The following is an 18343-nucleotide window of genomic DNA, read 5'->3' as shown; positions in this document are numbered from 1 at the left end:
GATCGTTAGGGATAGAGGCAAAAGAAGGATTAAAACGTAAAGTAGCAAAATATTCATTATATTAAACATTTACGTCGCGCTGGCGGTGGATGGCTTCCAAGTGGTTTGCGGCATGCTGCTTGTTTCCGTCTATTTGTACACCCGGGATTTTCCGAATGCTATTCTCTGGTTCTGGCTCTTGAACTTCCTATTGCTCGGCTATACCCATAGACGGGAGCTTAGCGCATTCGTCGTGAGGAGCTAATACATGGGCGATTCCTGCTCATCATCCGACTCCGTATAGACGGAGATCAGAACGATGCTTATTCCCTCGCTTACATTGATTACTCTGTGGGGGGTGCTGGCGTTCCAACTGAAGGAGTCCCCTTCTTCCAAGATCGCGGAATCTTCCCCTTGCTCTGCCACGATTTTCCCTTGGATGACCAGATGGGTCTCTTCACCCTTGTGCGCATGAGGGACTTCGCCCGTTGAAGAGCCGGGCGGAAGCTCGACCAGCATCATTCTCATGCCTTTCGTGGAGCTTAAGTGCTCGACCTTCAGCTTCTCGCTTCCGCTGGTCGTTACCTTTCGGTCAGCTTTGCGGACGATCGCCATGCGTTCGTCTTTTTTTATCAGCAAATAAGTCAAAGGTACGTTCAGCGCGTTAGCGATGTTATCCAGCGTTGAAATCGAAGGAGAGGTTTTATTCGTCTCGACTTGGCTCATGAAGCCTTGCGACAAGCCGGTTTCTTCGCATATCTGGGCTATCGTGATGTTTTTGCGTTTACGTATGGCGCGGATCGCGGAGCCGATGTCCATCGGGATCACCCTTTACAAAATATTAGTAATACAAAACATAATTCTATATTAACAATAAATTGATTGACTTGCTAGATGCAACGGAGTTATATTAGCGGTATGAAAAATAGTTCTCTATCTGTTATATAGTTATTCAGCATCAGGAGGAGGATTAGGATGACACCGGCTTTTGAATACGAAATCCATCTGCCTGCCCATAGTGATCCAAACAAGAAATATCCGGCAATCTTCACTCTTCATGGCAAAGGCTCGAACGAGCAGAACATGCAAGGTTTAGTCGCTCCGTTGTCAGGCGATTTTATTCTCGTCAACATTAGGGGAGATATTCGATTAGGAGCGGGTTATCAATATTATGAACTGAAGGGATTGGGTAATCCGATTCGAGAGAGCTTCGACCGGGCCGTTCGGCAGGTAGAGGCATTCATCTTATACGCAACGGAGAAGTATCCGATCGATTCAACGAAGCGATACCTTCTCGGCTTCAGCCAAGGCGCCATCTTGTCCATGACTCTCGCGCTTACGATGGGAAAGGGATTGAAAGGAATCGTGGCTTTGAACGGATATGTTCCGGATTTCGTGAAGAACGAGTATCTGATCCAAAGATTGGATAAGCTGTCGGCATTCATCTCGCATGGTCAGTTCGATTCCGTGTTCCCGGTGCGGATCGGGCAAGACAACGCGGACTATTTTCAGAAGCTGACGCCTCATTGCACCTTCAAGATCTACCCGACCGATCACGAAGTATCCGAAAATAATCAAATGGATTTCGTTGCCTGGCTTCGGCAGGATGCGTTATGACCCACACTTAAGGAGTGAATGAATACGATGATGCCATCTTATTTCGTCGCGCACGGAGCGCCATCTCTTGTACTCGAACAGCATGCCTATACGGATTTCTTGAAAAAGTTTACAGCTGCCGCACCAAAACCGAAAGCGATCGTGATTTTCTCCGCGCATTGGGAGAGCAGGACGCAAGCGGTCAGTACCGCGGATACTTACTCCACCATCTATGATTTTTCCGGTTTCCAAGATGAACTATACCAGATGACTTATCCGGCCCAAGGAGACTCGTCTATCAGCGAGGCGATCGCGCAGCTTCTCGTGAAGAATGGGATCCCTAGCGTCATGGATTCGGAGAGAGGGCTGGATCATGGGGCGTGGGCCGTTCTTAAGCTGATGTATCCCGCCGCGGATATCCCGGTTATCGCTCTGTCCGTTAACCGATTTCTAACGAACGAGCAGCAGTATCAGATCGGGAAAACATTATCGTCGCTGCGCGAGCAGGACATACTGATCATTGGAAGCGGCGGCGTCGTCCACAATCTGCGGATGTTGAATTGGCGGGGAGGAAATACGCCCGAGGAGTGGGCCGTCGAATTTGACGGTTGGATTCAAGAAAAGCTGGAGAATTGGGACTTAGAGGCTTTGTTCAATTATGAGCAATTAGCACCTTACGCCAAGGAAGCTGTTCCGACGAGCGAGCATTTCATTCCTTTGCTTCTTGTGATGGGGACCGGAGACGGTAACCGGCAAGCGAAATTGCTGCACCGCAGCTATCAGCTGGGCTCGTTAAGCCTAAGCTGCTGGGAGTTCAACTGAAGCAAGCAACCCATAAAGCAGATCGTGGAGATTTTCCGCGATCTGCTTTTTATTATTGACAAAAAAGTAACCTCCGATTATGATATAACCAACGGTTAGTAACCATTGGTTATAATTATGATTTAGGAGCGTGAAGATGATGTTTGCTGGACATTTCGGATTGGCTGCGGGAGTAAGGGCGAAATCACCGGAGGTACCTCTGTGGGCGCTAATGGTAGCAACTCAATTATTGGATGTAGCCTTCGTTCCTTTATTGCTGACTGGCGTGGAAACGATGGATGACACTCAGCATGGCGATGGTTATGGAGAGTTGATCATTCATGCGGACTATTCGCACTCCTTGCTTGGAGCGTTGGTTCTCTCGGTGTTAGCCGGACTTGCGGCAAGATGGCTGTGGGGCAAGCGGGCGAGTTATATTCTTGCGGGAGTTGCGTTCAGTCACTGGATTCTGGATCTGGTGGTCCATCGCTCGGATATGCCGCTCTTGCCGGGGAATTGGGGCGACCTGCCTTTGCTGGGGTTAGGCGCTTGGAAATACGAAGGCCTAGCGATCGGCTTGGAGCTTCTACTTCTTGTTGTCGGCTTCACGATGTATTTCCGTTCTGCCCTTAAGAAAGCCGGCGGAACGAGGAAGAAGGCGGCGATTCTCTCGTCGGCGGTACTGGGAATGATGCTCGGGTTAGCGCTCCTTACGGACGTGGCCAGTCTATTCTAAGGAGGCGGTTCCATGAGTTTTATCATATTCATGTTACTTTTCGCTGTCGCATGCGGTTGGCTGGACGCCAGAGTTTCCAAATAGCCTAAGGAAATTGACTAGCTCTGTAACCGATGGTTACAATGGCTGTAGTTAAGAAAACGAGGTGATCTGACGGTGGCGTCCAAGCAGGAACTCAGGTCGGAGGAAACCAAGAGGAGCATCCTTGCCGCGGCGGGCAACTTATTCGCGGTCAGAGGTTTCGATGCCGTAACGATGCGCGAAATCGCCAAAGAAGCGGGATGCTCGCATACGACTATCTATATCTATTTCAAAGATAAGGAAGCGCTGCTCCACCAGCTTTCCATGCCGCCGCTTCTATCCCTCCAGGAGCGATTTGAAACGTTGCTCGATCAGGAGACGCTTCCGGACGAACAATTGAAGGCCATCAGCTTGGAATTCATCGAATTTTGTTTGACCCACCGCAATATGTACAATCTTTTCTTCAACGTTAAGTCCGTTAGGGTGGATGAAGAAGCACCGGAGATGGAGATTAATCAAGTCCGGAATCGGTTGTTCGCGAAGCTTACCGGAACGGTTCAGGGATGCTTGCGTCTAGAGGCGCGGGATGAACGGCTGCTGCAGTATACGCGGATTTACTTTTTTACCTTGCATGGCATCGTCGCCACCTATATGAATTCCGAAGAAACGGTCGAGCAACTGATGGGCAGGCTTATGCCTACCTTCCAACAGGCGTTCGAAGTGCTGCTTGTCGGGCTCAAACAGAAGGCGGAAGGATCCGCGGAGTAAAGGGGGTAAAATCTATGGAATCCATCGGCTTAGTATTGGAAGGAGGAGGCATGCGCGGGGTATACACGGCCGGCGTGCTGGAGTTCTTCTCGGAACAAAATATTTACTTTCCTTATACGATCGGCGTCTCGGCGGGGGCATGCATGGCGGCTAGCTACCTTTCCAAGCAGAAGGGCCGCAATAAGGTCGTTAATATCGATTGGGTGAAAGATCCGCGCTATATTTCTTGGAGGAATCTCTTGAAGAACGGCCAACTGTTCGGAATGGATTTCATATTCGATGAAATTCCGAATTCCCTGGTCCCCTTCGATCATCAAGCTTTCCTTGAAAGCCAAGAGGAGTTCGTCATCGGGACAACGGATTGCGCTACCGGCGAAACGGTCTATTACAACAAAAGCGAGTCGGAATTCGATCTGTTGAAGGTGCTTCGGGCGTCCAGTTCTCTGCCTTTTATCGCGCCGATCGTGGAGTACGGGGGCAAACGGCTGCTGGACGGGGGAATCTCGGATCCGATTCCGCTCCGCAAAGCGGAACGAGACGGTTACCGGCGCAACGTTCTGATCTTAACGAGGAACGAAGAGTATCGGAAGTCCAGGAATCGGTTCTCCTGGCTCGTCCGGCGCGCTTACGGCAAATATCCCGAATTCGTAAAGACGATGATGCGCCGGCACGAAATATACAACGATACCATGGCGTACATTCTCGAGCAGGAACGCAGCGGGGCGGCTTTCGTCATCCGGCCCCAGCAGCCGTTGACGGTTGGGCGTATGGAACGCGATCCGGAAAAGCTGCACGCGCTGTACGTGCAAGGTTACGAGGATGCGAAACGGTTAATGCCGTCAATGACGGCTTGGGCGGAACGATGAAACTATAAGGCCGTGAATTCTACGCGAGTAGAGTTCGCGGTTTTTTTAAACCAACCGCCAACCGCCAACCGCCAACCGCCAACCGCCAACCGCCAACCGCCAACCGCCAACCGCCAACCGCCAACCGCCAACCGCCAACCGCCAACCGCCAACCGCCAACCGCCAACCGCCAACCGCCAACTGCCAACCGCCAACGTCTACTAGCAGCACCCGCATCTCCGCAACCCCGCCATCATCGGCAAACGCTAAGTGTAAAAAAGTCAGTTAGTTTGAAGGAAAAGGCAACATATCCGAATCTAGTTGCAAAAAATGCAGTTAATTAAATGAATGGAGTCCGAACATCAGAATTTTGAAGGATGTAAGTGTATTTTCTGCAACTAGTTTCTTCCAACGAGTGAGTATAGAGTTTCTTAGTGTATATTTTACAACTAGAAATGAAGGGTTGGGCTTGGCCGACCAACACCGGCGAAGCCGTTTATTAAGCAAGTAATGTACGGTATATGTTATATAACCTGACGCAAAACTCGTAATTACTATCAACTTTACTGTAAATTCTAAAAATCTTCTAATTTCATGAAAGAAAATCTGTCGGATTGAGTTATTTGTTGTAGGTCGTCGTTTAAGATGAGGGGGATCTGAGAGAGGAGGGTTGGAATTGATCTTCTTTCGCGAAGTAGATAAACATTACGGAGATTTTCAAGTGCTTAAAGGAATTAACCTTCAGGTCGGGCAGGGCGAAGTGGTCGTCGTCGTCGGACCGTCGGGTTCCGGCAAAAGCACGCTGCTGCGGTGCATCAACCGTCTGGAAACGATAACGAGCGGGGAATTGGTTGTCCACGACGTCAAGGTGAATGACAGGAAAGCGGACATCAACAAACTTCGGCGCGATATCGGCATGGTGTTCCAGCAATTCAATCTATATCCTCACAAAAAGGTAATCGACAACATCACGCTGGCTCCTATGAAAGTTCTCGGCTTGTCCAAGAAGGAAGCCGAGGAAACGGCCATGTACTATTTGGAGAAAGTCGGCATCCAGGACAAAGCGTACGCTTATCCTTCCAAATTGTCGGGCGGTCAACAGCAGCGGGTGGCGATTGCCCGGGGACTCGCGATGAAGCCGAAAATCATGCTCTTCGACGAACCGACATCCGCGCTCGATCCGGAAATGGTCGGAGAAGTGCTGGACGTCATGAAGACGCTGGCTCGCGAAGGAATGACGATGGTCGTCGTGACCCATGAAATGGGCTTTGCCCGGGAAGTGGCCGATCGGGTCGTGTTTATGGACCAGGGGCAAATCGTGGAAGAGGCAACACCGGCCGAGTTTTTCGCGAGTCCGCGTGAAGAGCGGGCCCGTGCATTTCTTAGCCGCTTGATAGCTCATTAAAGGTTGAGAGAGGAGAAAGAAACCATGGTCAGAAGAAAATGGAAAGCGCTTGGTCTCTTAATCACTTTGACGGCGGTATTCGTGCTTGCCGCCTGCGGCACAAAGGAAAATTCGGACAGCGGATCTTCGTCTCCGACAACGTCAGCTTCGGCTGCAACCGGCGGTACCCCGACGATCGACGCGATCAAGAGCAAGGGCAAACTCGTCGTGGGCGTCAAGTTCGACACTCGCCTGTTCGGTCTAAAAGACCCCGCTTCCGGCAATGTCGAAGGATTCGACATCGATATCGCCAAGGGGTTGGCCAAGCAGCTGCTCGGCGACGAAACCAAAATCGAATTGAGGGAAGTTACTTCCAAGACGCGGATCCCAATGCTGGACAACGGCGAGATCGATTTAATCATCGCCACTATGACCATCAATGAAGAACGGAGAAAGCAGGTCGATTTCTCCGAGGTCTACTTCAACGCGGGACAATCCTTGCTCGTGAAAAAAGGCAGTCCGATCCAATCGGTGGCCGACGTGAAAAAAGGAACGAAAGTAATGGCTGTCAAAGGGGCTACTTCGGTCAAAAACATCAAAGAAAAGGCACCGGATGCGACCGTGCTTGAGTTCGACAACTATCAAGACGCATTCAGCGCGCTTCGTGCAGGTCAAGGAGACGCGCTGACGACGGACAACGCGATTCTGTACGGCATGGCGAGCCAGGATTCGAATTACGAAGTCGTCGGCGGAACCTTCACCGAGGAGCCATATGGCATCGCGGCGAAGAAAGGCAACGCCGATCTGGTCAACGCCGTCAACGAATATTTGGCTTCTCTGAAATCAAGCGGCGAGTACGACAAGATCTACGAGAAATGGATCGGCGAGACTCCGCTGAAATAAGCATCCGACATGTGGATGGGAGGACTCCTCCCATCCCATGCATTTCAGGAAGCAGGGGGGATCAAACGACATGTTGAATTTTTCCATCCTTGAGCGATACATCGATTCCTATCTGGCTGGATTCTATAATACGATTCAGTCCAGCGTTCTGGCATTGATCGGGAGCTTCGTGCTGGGAACCGTGATCGCGGTGTTCCGCATCGCGCCCGTTAAACCGTTGAACTGGTTCGGCACGGCTTACGTTGAATTTATCCGGAACATACCGCTCCTCCTCGTCGTATTCTTCTTTTATCTCGGACTGCCCTCCCTCGGCATTACATTGGACGGCTTCGTATGCGGGACGATCGGTCTTGCCGTGTATACCTCTTCGTTCATCGCCGAAGCGATTCGGGCGGGCATCATGTCCGTGCCGAAAGGACAGACGGAAGCGGCGCTGGCGTCGGGACTTACGTACCTAAAGACGATGCGCCACATCATTCTTCCGCAAGCCATCAAAATCGTCATTCCGCCTCTAGGCAACCAATTCATCAATCTCATCAAAAATTCTTCCATCTTGACCGTTTTTGCAGGATTTGACTTGATGTACTACGGCGATATCATCAACACCGATACGTTTGATACATTCAGCACCTACATTTTTGTAGCGATGTTCTACCTCCTGTTGACCATTCCGCTCAGCTTCGCGGTCGTACGGATTGAACGCCGGCTGGCCAGAAATGATTAGGGGGGACGAAAATGGACTTCAAAGGGGCTTACACAACCGCAAATCTGAAGTTTTTGTTGGAAGGTTTTTATGTTACGCTTGAAGTGGCATTCATCGCCATTGCGATCAGCTTCGTCATCGGTTGCGTGACCGGTACGCTCCGATACGCGAAGGTTCCGGTGTTGTCGCAAGCCCTCGCTTTTGAAGTGGAGCTGATCCGGAATCTCCCGCTTCTGCTGATCATATTTTTCACGAGATTCGCGTTGCCCGAAGTAGGAATCAATCTCGGGACGTTATATTCCAGCATTGTCGCATTGGCCGTGTTCGAGGCGGCTATGATATCGGAAGTCGTCCGCAGCGGCTTGAACTCCGTCGACAAAGGCCAGATCGAAGCGGCCCGATCTTCCGGATTGAACGGTGCGCGAACTCTCTGGCACATCGTGCTTCCCCAGGGGCTCCGCAGAATGGTTCCGCCGCTCGTGAGCCAATTCATTTCGTTGTTGAAAGATACTTCGCTGGCCGTCGGAATCGCGTTGCCCGAACTTATGCATAACGCGAATATCGTCGTCGGTCACAATTATAACTCAGCCATTCCGATTCTGATGGTCGTTGCGGTCATGTACTTCGTTGTCAATTATATTTTGTCTTTGGTGTCGAGAAGATTGGAAAACCGCATGGCTTGATTTGTCGACCGGCCGGGATGAGGAGGCTTTGATGGAACATTTCGACATAGCTTGGCTGCCTTTGCTTATGGCCGGAGGATTTCTCGCCGCGTTCGTGGATTCCGTCGTCGGGGGAGGCGGACTTGTCGCATTGCCGCTGCTGCTGGCAACCGGAATGCCTCCGACGGTAGCGCTCGGAACGAACAAGCTGGCCGGCACGATGTCATCGCTTACGAGCACGCTTTCATTTATCCGCTCGGGTAAAGTGAATCTGAGGCTCGTCTTGTATTTGTTCCCGCTTACGCTGACGGGAGCCGTCGGCGGCACTTTCGCGGTGCGCCATATTCCTTCGGATTTTTTGCGGCCTTTGGTCGTGGTCATGCTCCTGGCGGTGACGTTGTATACGTTTTTCAAAAAAAGCTGGGGCGCCCAATCCACCTTCTCCGGACTGAAGGCCAAATCGGGGGTATTGATGGGGATTGCGGCGTTCGGTCTCGGTTTTTACGACGGATTTTTCGGTCCGGGAACCGGATCCTTTCTCATTTTTGCTTTCCTGGCGCTCGGATTTGATTTCGTCATGGCCGCGGGCAACGCCAAGGTGTTGAATTTCGTGAGCAACATCGCAAGCTTGGCGGCGTTCGTTTCTTTCGGATTGGTAAACTATCGGTACGGGCTTCCGATGGGCGCGGCGATGATTGCCGGCTCCCTGATCGGTTCCGGATTCGCGATCCGTAGAGGCTCGTCTTATGTCCGTCCGTTGTTCATGGCGATATGCAGTTTACTGGTCGGAAAGCAGCTGTGGGATTTGCTTTATTGACCGTGCGACCGCTAGCCAGTGCCATCAGGCACGCTCGGTCGTCACAATACGGGGTGAACCAGGATGCCGGACTCTCCATCGACCGTTAGCATGAAGATGCAGACATGGTTCAGAAATGAAAAATTGCAAATGATCATTGTCGCCCTCGCGACGGCTTTTGCCAGTGAATTCAAGATCAACCCCTTCATCGGGGATGTTTTTCGTCTTGGCCTTGGAGCCAGCACGATGCTGTTATTTTTAATGCTGATGCACCATCTGTCCTACCTCAAAACCGGAGCCGTTACGGGAATTATCGTCGTGATCTTCCGGATGGGAGAAGATTGGGTCGGCGCGCCGGATTCGTTCGCTGTCGCAACGAGCATACTCGATCATCTTGCCAGCGGGATATTCTATTTCGCGTTTGCTGCCGGAATGAGCGTGATTCAACCCGTATTGCACCGATTTCAACCTCTTGTTCTGGGCGGCGTGATTTCCGTCATCGATTTTGTTTCCAACGAATGCGAGCTCATCACCCGCAGACTGATTCAGGGAGCCGCCCCTTTTCATGACAACGGATGGCTGCTGCTGGCGGTTATCGCGGTTCTCCGCAGTTATTTTATCATCGGATTATACAGCAGCATCTCTATCCGCCAAATGCGGCTGATCCAAGCCGAACAGGAAAAAAGAATCGAACAAATGCTGAACATCGGGGCGGGTTTGTACGGAGAATCGTTCTATTTGCGCAAATCGATGGATACGATCGAGCGTATTACGGCGAGCAGCTTTGATCTGTACAGCAAATTAAAGAAGGATCATCAGACCGAATACAGCCGGCAAGCGCTCGGAATTTCCCAGCAAATCCATGAAGTGAAGAAGGATTCCCAGCGGATTTTGGCGGGCTTGACTAAGTTATACGACCGGGAAATCGCTGCCGAAATGAATCTTGCGGAGATCTTCCGTTTTGTCGTCAAAGCGAATCAAAAGTACAGCGAAATGCTGGGAAAAGAAATCGCGATCGAGGGAGATCTTCAGGTCGACTACCCGACCTCCCACTATATTCTTATGTTGACCTTGCTCAATAATCTGGTGGCCAATGCCGTTGAGGCATTGAACCAATACGGGATCATCCGGATCCATGTGTTCGAGCAGGAAGAGTTTACGGTATTTTCGGTTATCGATTCAGGCAAGGGCATACCCGAACAGGACAAGGAAATCATTTTCGAACCCGGATTTACGACCAAGTTTAACGAAGTAGGGGTCGCAGCAACGGGCATCGGCCTTTCTCACGTGCGCGAAATCGTTCGGTCCTACGGCGGCACGATTAAAGTGACGACGCCCGAGCACGGCAAGGGTGCCCGATTCGTTGTATCTCTTCCTACATCGACTTTGCGAAAAGGGGAGTAGCGATGGAACTGACTTTCTGTATTGTGGATGACGATGCCGTCAGCAGACGAATGCTTCAGAATATCATTGAGGAAAGCGGCTTCGGCAAGGTCGTGAGCGTTGCGGGGGGAGGCCTGGAGGGAACCCGGGTGATCCTGGGAGCGAATCCGGATATCGTGTTGATCGATTTGCTGATGCCCGATCAGGACGGAATCGAAACGATTGCGCAATTGAAAGGCGAAGGGTATCAAGGAAAATTCGTCATGATCTCGCAGGTGGAAAATAAAGAAATGGTCGGGCAAGCTTATCGGACGGGGATTGAATTTTTTATCCAGAAACCGATCAATTGGGTGGAAGTGGAAGCCGTCATGCAAAAGGTAAGCGAACGATGGCGGCTCGATCGATACATTTCCGATATCAAACAATCGCTGGCGAAATTGGAAACGTTCCAGCCCGATTCGGCGGCGCCGCGCAAAGAAACGACCGTTCGCTTCGTCGTTCAACAGATTTTAATGGACCTTGGAATCGTCGGCGAAATCGGAAGCAAAGATATCGTGTCGATGATGGAATGGCTCGTTGTACAGAACAAGAGGCACGACTTCCCGCCGCTGAAAGAATTATACGAAGCCGTGACTCAAAGCTCTAAACAGGACAGGGGCGACATCGAGAGGGACAGCAAAGCGATGGAGCAACGGATTCGCAGATCCGTCACCGCCGCATTAACGAATCTGGCTTCCATCGGCTTGACCGATTACTGCAACCCCAAATTCGAGTATTACGCCCCGCTTTACTTTGACTTTCAGGATATCCGGCTGAAAATGAAGGAAATCGAGGAGGATATCTATCCCGGCAAAGGCAAGGTGAACGTTAAGAAGTTCTTGCAGGTGCTCTATATGGAGACTTTGAATAAAATGAACGTTTAACTGCTGGCCCAGGTCTATAAATCCTCGCAAGAAGGCATGCCATGGACAGTGCCGCTCGACGGCGACAGCCGTTACTCCGGCACTGCTCCTAGGCAATAAAAAATGGAGCGCCGATTAAAGACGCTCCATTCTCTATTGCCATAAAGGCTCGATTGGAGAGTTTGGGTCTTCTTCATCGTACAACGTTGGCAACGCCGCATCCTTCTCGATGATAGCCTCAAACGCTTCCCTGATATAAGGAATGCGATGGTTCCGGCGTAATCTTACCCTTTGACTGCTCCAGCAGTTATTCCCTGGATGATGTATCGCTGCATAAACAGGAAAAACAGCATAATCGGCAGAATAGCCAAAGTCAACGCTGCCATGGCCAGATGCCACTCGTTCGTATACTGGCCGAAATATACGGATGCGGCGAGCGGGATCGTTTTGTTCTCCACTGAGCTTAGCGTAATTAACGGTAATAGGAAGTCATTCCATATCCAAAGCGAGTGCAGAATCGCAATTGTCGAAGTAATGGGTTTAAGCAATGGCAGCAAGATACGGAAAAAGATGCCTGCCGGGCCGCTGCCATCAATACTGGCGGCTTCCTCGAGCTCCTTCGGAACGGCTTTAATGAAACCATGATAGAGGAACAGGGCTAACGGAATACCAAATCCCCAGTACATAATGATAATTCCGTGAATCGTGTTAATAATATTCAAATCCTTGGCCACTTTCACGAGCGGAATCATCATGGTTTGGAATGGAATAATCAGGGAGGACAAAATCACCAGAAAAATAATCTGGCTTGTGCGTCCAGGATGACGAACTAACTGATAGGCTGCCATGGAGCTAATCAGTAATATACCTGCCACCGAAACGACAGTGATAATGATGGAATTCATAAATACTCCAGGGAAGTTGATTTGATTCCAAACCGCTGTAAAGTTTTGGAATTGAAACACTTCAGGGAGTCTAGTAGTTGAGGTCACAACTTCATTATATGTCTTAAATCCATTGATTATCGTTAAATACAGGGGAAAGAAGAAAAGTAAACCGAATGCAAGCATAACCAACTCAAGTGCAAGCTTGCCTACGTTATATCGCCCTTGATTCACATCTCCACCTCCCTGCGTTTCATAACAGCTACCTGAACTAGAGTAATTACGGCCAATACTAGAAAGAACACGACAGCTTTAGCTGAAGCATACGTAAACAAATTTTTTGTGAAAGCATCCAAATAGATATGCAGCGCAAGGGATTCCGTAGTTCCGAACGGTCCACCCTTAGTCAGGGCAAAATTTAGATCAAAGCCTTTAAAACCGCTTGAAATGGCCAAAAATAGATTAATGGTCATCGCCGGGCGAATCAATGGCACTGTTACGTTCCAAAACCGTTTAAGCGGCCCTGCGCCATCGATTTCTGCGGCTTCCATCATATCTTTCGGAACACCCTGGAGGGCAGCCAGATAGATGATCATGAAGTAACCCACTGAATGCCACACGGTTACAATAACCAGCGACCAGAAGGCATAATCAGGGAGACTCAGCCAGTTTTTCTGAAATAATGACCAGCCTGTAGATATTCCAACTTCAGCAAACAGCTGGGTTATGATAAACTGCCAGATAAAACCAATAATAACCCCTCCGATTACATACGGAAGAAAGAATGCCGTACGTAGAAAGTTCCGGGTTTTTAATGAAAGATTCATAGCCAATGCTAAAGCAAGAGAGATTACATTAAGTAGAACCGTTGTAGCAACGACAAATTTTACGGTGAAGGTAAAGGATCTAATAAATCCCTTGTCGCTGAAAAGCTCTGAATAATTTGACCATCCGGCCCAACCGATTTCGCTGCTGATGCCGTTCCAATCCTGGAAGGAGAACAGAATCGCCCGCAAAAAAGGAATGAAGATAATAAGAGTGAAAAAGCAGAGCGCAGGTGTTATAAAGGCGGCATAAGTAATAAGTCTTCGGGTCCTCGCCGTCATTAAGCTTCCCCCTTTTACCAGTTTGATGTAAGAAGGTGTATAACCGCTTGAGGCGGTTATACACCTTGTCCCGATTACTTATTCTTACTTTTTGACTCCGTCCTGCCAAATCTTCTGTATTTCACCCAATGTCTCTTCCTTAGTCATCTGCTTGCCGACATAAGCTTGAAGCTGTCCGGCAAACTCGCGGTTTGCACCGGTTGGCCATAATGTAAATGCCCAAGGAATGGTCTGGTTTTTCTCAACATATGAGCTAAGATCAGATGCCAGAGGCCCAAGATCGGGTGATGTAGTCAGGTCAGTGAAAGCCGGAATCAGCTTGAAGGAATCAACCAAATATTTCTGTCCGTTCTCATGAAGCCAGTTCAGAAACTTCTTGGCTTCCTCCAAGTTTTTGCTGTTCTTGTTGAGTACGTAGTATGCAGGAACGCCTACAGGCAGCTTAGTATCCTCTGGATTATCGTTCAATGGAATCGCGAACATACCCATGTTGATATCCTTACTAATCTTGAGGATGGAGTCAATGGTCCAAACCCCTTGCTGCATCATAGCTGTTTTACCAGTTGAGAAGTCGGAAACCTGGTTGTCGTAGCTAACCCCAACAGATTGGCTGCCCTTACCGTAATCAAGAGTCATATCCAACACATCGAAGAAGCCATTCATGTTTGCAACATCGTTTACTTTTGCTTCGCCTTTGTTGATCTTGTCAGTTGTTGCAACCGGATCCTTCTCGTATGCGAACGGCAGGTTGAACAAGTGCTGGCCCAATATCCACCATTCTTTATAACCTTCGGAGAAGGAATTAATTCCTGCAGCCTTCAGCTTCTCGTTCGCTGCCTTGAGCTCCGTTAATGTAGCAGGAACCTTATCAATACCGGCTTTGGCAAATAAATCTTTGTTATAAATAAATCCATAGCCTTCGAATGCGACCGGAAAGCCGAGCTTTTTGCCATCTACCGTCATCCCTTGCACTGCGGAAGGGGAAACCTTCGACATCCAAGGCTCATTTGATAAATCGGCTAGTTTATCGGACCAATCCGTAATATCCGTGAAAGCTTTGGTGAAGAAAATATCCGGCTCGTCTCCAGAAGCAAAACGTGTCTTTAGAAGAGTGTCATAATCACTGGATACTTGTGCATCGAAAGTAACGTGCGGGTTTTGTACCATGTAGTCGGCAGCCATTGCCTTGACTTTATCTGTAATTTCGATTTTGAATTGAAGCAGATTAAGCTTAACCTTTTCCGGTGTTCCTTCTTTAACAGCTTCATTATTGCTGTCTGGAGCGGCTGTATTTTGCGCGGGCTCTTTTTTGCCAGCACAGGCGGAGAGAGACAGCAAAACCAGTACACAGACCATCAACATCGATAACATCTTTTTCATTAGTTTCAGTGCCCCCTATGGTTGTTCTTTCGTACTCCCTCATTTTACGGGCGACAGTCCGAATAAGGCAGGGAATATTCTCGCTCAAAAGAGGAACATCTGAATCTCATTGTTGCTTCCGATATTGAAGCGGGGATACACCGTTAACCTTTCTGAACACTTTACCGAAATAGTTCTCGTCCGTATATCCTAGAGAATTAGCGATTTCCGAAACTTGCATCTCGGTGTGAGTAAGCAAGGATTTAGCCTTTTCCATCCTTAATTCGATTATGTATGTCATGACCGTTGTATTGTATATTTCTTTGAATTTTTTAGAAATATACTGCGGGCTAAAATGAAACCTTTCTGATAATGCGGAAAGTGACAGCTCATTTTGAAAATGCATGCGGATATAATCATGAACTGCCTGAATGCCTCTTGAACCTAAGCTTTCGCTTCCTTCGCTCTCCATTAACGCCCACCATTGCTGAATTTGTAAGCTCTCCCATTCATTCAAATCGCTAATCCAAAGCGGAATGAACTTTACCCCCGTTTCACCTGAGGAGGAAATCATTTGACTCGCGTGCTCCAGCATGAGATTGGCTTCAATCGTAGAAACCTGAAGCTTCTTTAACTGAAGCTCGTGTTCTTTAAGCTTCTGTACAAAAGAGTGAATGATCTCCGCTGCGTACAATTTATCTTTATTTTTCAATGCGGCCCGCAATAGTACCTGCTGATCCAGAAAGCGGGGAGGTACTTCTTGAAGCAACTTACTTGGAGTATCCGTGTGCTGCAATTTGCTCTGAAGCAGAATGGCCCGTGCAGCCCTTACGGCTTCTGGAAGCGAATGGAGATCAGCCTCCTGATCGGCTAATCCCGTCAGCACTTTCAGTCCTAATGTCGAATCCCATGCTTCTGTAGTTTTCGCTAGATAGCGCTGACATTCCTTAGAAGTGCTGAATCCTTCCTTTGCGCTGGATAATAACAGCCATTGATATTCATCCAATTTACACAGATAGTGCACCCCATATGGTTTTAGAATCTCATGCAGAATATTGTTAACGGCAAAGATGAACAATTCTTCATCCCCGTAGAAGCGGCGATCGACAAGGTCCTTCCTATTTTGAGGCAAAATCAGGGCAACTCTAATGAGCTCGAGCGGAAGCCCGGTTTTAACTAGCAATCCTCGCAGGCCTTCGTGATAACCGGTCTCCCCGTTAAAATACGAAGCGAGCTTCTGCTCGTCTAGCATAGCGTCGGCTTGCTTTAGACGGTATTGCGTTTGCTGATAATCGCGCTGGCTCGATTCGGATTGTCTCCATGCGGCTATGGCTTTGCCCAACGCCTCTTCCAAATCCTGTTTCCAGAATGGTTTCAGGATATAATCCACGCCATTAGCCTTTATCGCTGCACGTGTATAGATAAAGTCATCGTAACCGCTCACAACAATGATCTGGATGTCTAATCCCTCTTCGCGTACGTGCCGGAGCAATTCCAGGCCATCCATTCCAGGCATACTCATATCACAGAACAAGACAGGTGGCTGATACCGACGAATGAGCTGGATCGCCTGGTTGCCGTCAGCTGCAAAAAGCCTTTCCTCTACTCCGAACCTAGCCCAATCAATGGCCAGTTCGATCCCTTCTCTCACATGCTCCTCGTCATCGGCAATAAGAACCTTCATGATATCGTCACTCCTTTCTCAGCCCATTGCCTGCAATCTGTAGTGAGATGGTTGTCACTTCATAAGGAATACTATTTATTTCCCAGCTGAACTCCTGGCCAAAGTACAGTCTCATCCGGTTTAATACATTGATAAGTCCGATTCCGCTTTCTTCACCGGAATGAAGCTCTTGTTTCGCGTAATCCTTGCGGATTCGTTCTATCGTTTCAGGCGGTATCCCCTTGCCGTTATCGATGATGCGAATCCAAAGCTCATCGTCCATCTCGATGGAGATATGCAGCGTCCCCGATCCCTTGCCTCTTTCCAAGCCATGAATAATACTGTTTTCAATCAAAGGCTGCAGGATCATCTTAGGTATACGAACCTGCATGGCTTCCTCGGAACAGCTTAGTGTGTACAATAACCTGTTTCTAAATCTGCCTGTTTGCAAAGATAAGTAATGCTCAATATGCTGAATCTCCGTCTGCATGGTAACCTCTTCTACCTTAAAATCCATGCTGTAACGAAGAATTGAGCCTAATTCGGCAATTTTTTTGTTAATTTCCTCCGAACCGTGACGAAGCGCCAGTGTCCCAATGGATTGCAGGGCATTATAGAGAAAATGAGGATTGATTTGAGCTTGAAGCATCTTTATTTGCGCCGTCGACAATTCCAACCGATTTCGGTATTCCCGGTTCATCAAATCGTCGAGATTCCGGATCATAGTTTGAAACCTCTTTTCAAGGATCCCCAGCTCGTCCAAACGTTCTCCTTCCGGTTTCACATCAAAGTTACCGGTTTGAACGCGTGCAATCGTACGCAGAAGCCGCTTGATCGGAGCAAGCGTCAGGTAGCTCAAAGTCGAAGCCAATATAATCACGAACAAAATGGCGATAGATTGAATAAGGAGTGATCTGTTCAACGTTTGATTTGCCGATTCATTGATGGCTGTATTGCTTACGAACTTGAATACGGTTAGCGGCAATTCCAAATAATTCTTTTTCACATAGATAAAGATACCGTTCTCACCGTTTAAATTTCCGTTGAACACTCCCCGTTTACCCGTCAGATCAGATACCTTGCTAATAGTCCACTCATGGTGGGGCGCGGACTCCTCGGTTGCATAAAGAAGCTCCATGTTCTCGTGAAGATATAGAAACACTTGATCCTTGGAGGGGCTTGCCGCGGAACGAATTAGATTGCCTATTTCCTCTAGCCCGCTGTATATGGATAAATACCCTAATACTTGAGGGTCCGGATAGTCGATCAGCTTTTTATGGACGGCCAATACCCTTTCATTACCCACATGGGATACCGTATAAAGCCTATTTTCAGTCTGCCCGATGGAAGAGTTGAACGGATGTGATGTGTTTGCGGGAAGCCCTTCTTTGAATCGGGTAAAAGTCTGGCCGTTTATAGCGCTGGTATAGGTTACGCCGCGGAATTCCGAACGCTGATTATACATTAGATTGATCTGGTTGCCTATAGAAAGGATTTGATTAGGAAGAAACACGCTTTGCCGCAAATCATTCATTAGCGTTTCCCGATAATACAAAGAAACGGAGATCCGATTCAAGTCATGCAAATAACGTTGTACATGTTCCAAACCGACATCCATCGTATTCAGATTTAATTCGATGATCTGCCGTTCCACCGAAGTAGATGTCGTTTTATAGGAAATCATATTCGATAGCGTGAAGGGAACGGTTGCAGATATTAGCATTACGACAAGCAGCTTAGCGAATAAACTTTTCTTGAGCCATCTCATGGGTGGTTCTCTCCTCATGTATAGGGGCAAGCCTGAGGCAGCAACTGCTTCAATGATAGCTGTTTTCTCACCATGAATCTACCA

General features: G+C 48.7%; 20 protein-coding genes. 13 read left to right on the top strand and 7 right to left on the bottom strand.

The features are described 5' to 3' along the window. Positions 1–100: 100 nt before the first annotated feature. Positions 101–244 (top strand): hypothetical protein, encoded by a 144-nt coding sequence (locus E2980_RS24245; protein WP_167747117.1) that lies wholly within the window; start codon positions 101–103, stop codon positions 242–244. Here the strand turns inward: E2980_RS24245 and E2980_RS13485 are convergent. After that, positions 241–798 (bottom strand): helix-turn-helix domain-containing protein, encoded by a 558-nt coding sequence (locus tag E2980_RS13485; RefSeq protein ID WP_135152727.1) that lies wholly within the window; start codon positions 796–798, stop codon positions 241–243. The two genes, E2980_RS24245 and E2980_RS13485, sit on opposite strands and share 4 nt — an antisense overlap. A 156-nt stretch (positions 799–954) precedes the next feature. Between E2980_RS13485 and E2980_RS13480 the strand changes: the two genes are divergently transcribed. From E2980_RS13480 to E2980_RS13460, 5 genes are all read left to right on the top strand, one after another. After that, complete coding sequence (locus tag E2980_RS13480) at positions 955–1596, top strand: alpha/beta hydrolase (protein ID WP_135152700.1); 642 nt, start codon at positions 955–957, stop codon at positions 1594–1596. Between the two features lie 27 nt (positions 1597–1623). Next, positions 1624–2397, top strand: coding sequence for a DODA-type extradiol aromatic ring-opening family dioxygenase (locus E2980_RS13475; protein WP_135152699.1), 774 nt, complete (start codon positions 1624–1626; stop codon positions 2395–2397). Between the two features lie 139 nt (positions 2398–2536). Beyond that, positions 2537–3112, top strand: a complete 576-nt coding sequence (locus E2980_RS13470; RefSeq protein WP_135152726.1) for a permease — start codon at positions 2537–2539, stop codon at positions 3110–3112. A 156-nt stretch (positions 3113–3268) separates the two neighbouring features. Further along, positions 3269–3901, top strand: coding sequence for a TetR/AcrR family transcriptional regulator (locus E2980_RS13465; protein ID WP_135152698.1), 633 nt, complete (start codon positions 3269–3271; stop codon positions 3899–3901). A gap of 14 nt (positions 3902–3915) precedes the next feature. Then, the gene (locus E2980_RS13460; protein WP_135152697.1) at positions 3916–4767 is read left to right on the top strand and encodes a patatin-like phospholipase family protein; all 852 of its coding nucleotides are present in this window, start codon (positions 3916–3918) and stop codon (positions 4765–4767) included. Between the two features lie 45 nt (positions 4768–4812). Here E2980_RS13460 and E2980_RS24240 read toward each other — a convergent pair whose 3' ends face one another. After that, positions 4813–4983: a hypothetical protein gene (locus E2980_RS24240; protein ID WP_167747116.1), complete on the bottom strand. Its 171-nt coding sequence runs from the start codon at positions 4981–4983 to the stop codon at positions 4813–4815. A gap of 439 nt (positions 4984–5422) precedes the next feature. Here E2980_RS24240 and E2980_RS13455 point away from each other — a divergent pair, with 439 nt between their 5' ends. The 7 genes from E2980_RS13455 (at position 5423) to E2980_RS13425 (ending at position 11500) form a co-directional block, all read left to right on the top strand. Continuing rightward, the gene (locus E2980_RS13455; protein ID WP_135152696.1) at positions 5423–6151 is read left to right on the top strand and encodes an amino acid ABC transporter ATP-binding protein; all 729 of its coding nucleotides are present in this window, start codon (positions 5423–5425) and stop codon (positions 6149–6151) included. A 24-nt stretch (positions 6152–6175) separates the two neighbouring features. Then, on the top strand, positions 6176–7033 hold the full coding sequence (locus E2980_RS13450) for a transporter substrate-binding domain-containing protein (protein ID WP_135152695.1): 858 nt from the start codon (positions 6176–6178) through the stop codon (positions 7031–7033). Positions 7034–7103: 70 nt separating this feature from the next. After that, positions 7104–7757 (top strand): amino acid ABC transporter permease, encoded by a 654-nt coding sequence (locus E2980_RS13445; RefSeq protein ID WP_135152694.1) that lies wholly within the window; start codon positions 7104–7106, stop codon positions 7755–7757. 11 nt (positions 7758–7768) lie between these two features. Continuing rightward, positions 7769–8419 carry an amino acid ABC transporter permease gene (locus E2980_RS13440; RefSeq protein WP_135152693.1) on the top strand — a complete coding sequence of 217 codons (651 nt, stop codon included), beginning with the start codon at positions 7769–7771 and terminating at the stop codon, positions 8417–8419. 31 nt (positions 8420–8450) lie between these two features. Beyond that, positions 8451–9215, top strand: a complete 765-nt coding sequence (locus E2980_RS13435; RefSeq protein ID WP_135152692.1) for a TSUP family transporter — start codon at positions 8451–8453, stop codon at positions 9213–9215. Positions 9216–9278: 63 nt separating this feature from the next. Then, entirely contained in the window at positions 9279–10598 is a 1320-nt protein-coding gene (locus E2980_RS13430; RefSeq protein WP_240703023.1) for a sensor histidine kinase, read from the top strand. 2 nt (positions 10599–10600) lie between these two features. Beyond that, entirely contained in the window at positions 10601–11500 is a 900-nt protein-coding gene (locus E2980_RS13425; RefSeq protein WP_205699972.1) for a response regulator, read from the top strand. A 263-nt stretch (positions 11501–11763) separates the two neighbouring features. On the opposite strand, the gene E2980_RS13420 is transcribed toward E2980_RS13425, so the two are convergent. The 5 genes from E2980_RS13420 to E2980_RS13400 all read right to left on the bottom strand — a co-directional run bounded on the left by E2980_RS13420 (position 11764) and on the right by E2980_RS13400 (position 18259). Continuing rightward, complete coding sequence (locus E2980_RS13420) at positions 11764–12384, bottom strand: carbohydrate ABC transporter permease (protein WP_338080677.1); 621 nt, start codon at positions 12382–12384, stop codon at positions 11764–11766. A gap of 209 nt (positions 12385–12593) precedes the next feature. Beyond that, entirely contained in the window at positions 12594–13469 is an 876-nt protein-coding gene (locus E2980_RS13415) for a carbohydrate ABC transporter permease (protein ID WP_135152691.1), read from the bottom strand. An 84-nt stretch (positions 13470–13553) separates the two neighbouring features. Further along, entirely contained in the window at positions 13554–14849 is a 1296-nt protein-coding gene (locus E2980_RS13410) for an ABC transporter substrate-binding protein (RefSeq protein WP_135152690.1), read from the bottom strand. A gap of 106 nt (positions 14850–14955) precedes the next feature. After that, complete coding sequence (locus E2980_RS13405) at positions 14956–16512, bottom strand: response regulator transcription factor (protein ID WP_135152689.1); 1557 nt, start codon at positions 16510–16512, stop codon at positions 14956–14958. Between the two features lie 7 nt (positions 16513–16519). After that, positions 16520–18259 (bottom strand): sensor histidine kinase, encoded by a 1740-nt coding sequence (locus E2980_RS13400; protein ID WP_167747115.1) that lies wholly within the window; start codon positions 18257–18259, stop codon positions 16520–16522. Between the last annotated feature and the right edge of the window lie 84 nt (positions 18260–18343).

The sequence above is a fragment of the Cohnella luojiensis genome, assembly GCF_004564235.1.
In the GTDB taxonomy this organism is placed as follows: Bacteria; Bacillota; Bacilli; order Paenibacillales; family Paenibacillaceae; genus Cohnella; species Cohnella luojiensis.
This window is presented reverse-complemented; position numbering and strand designations above follow the sequence as displayed.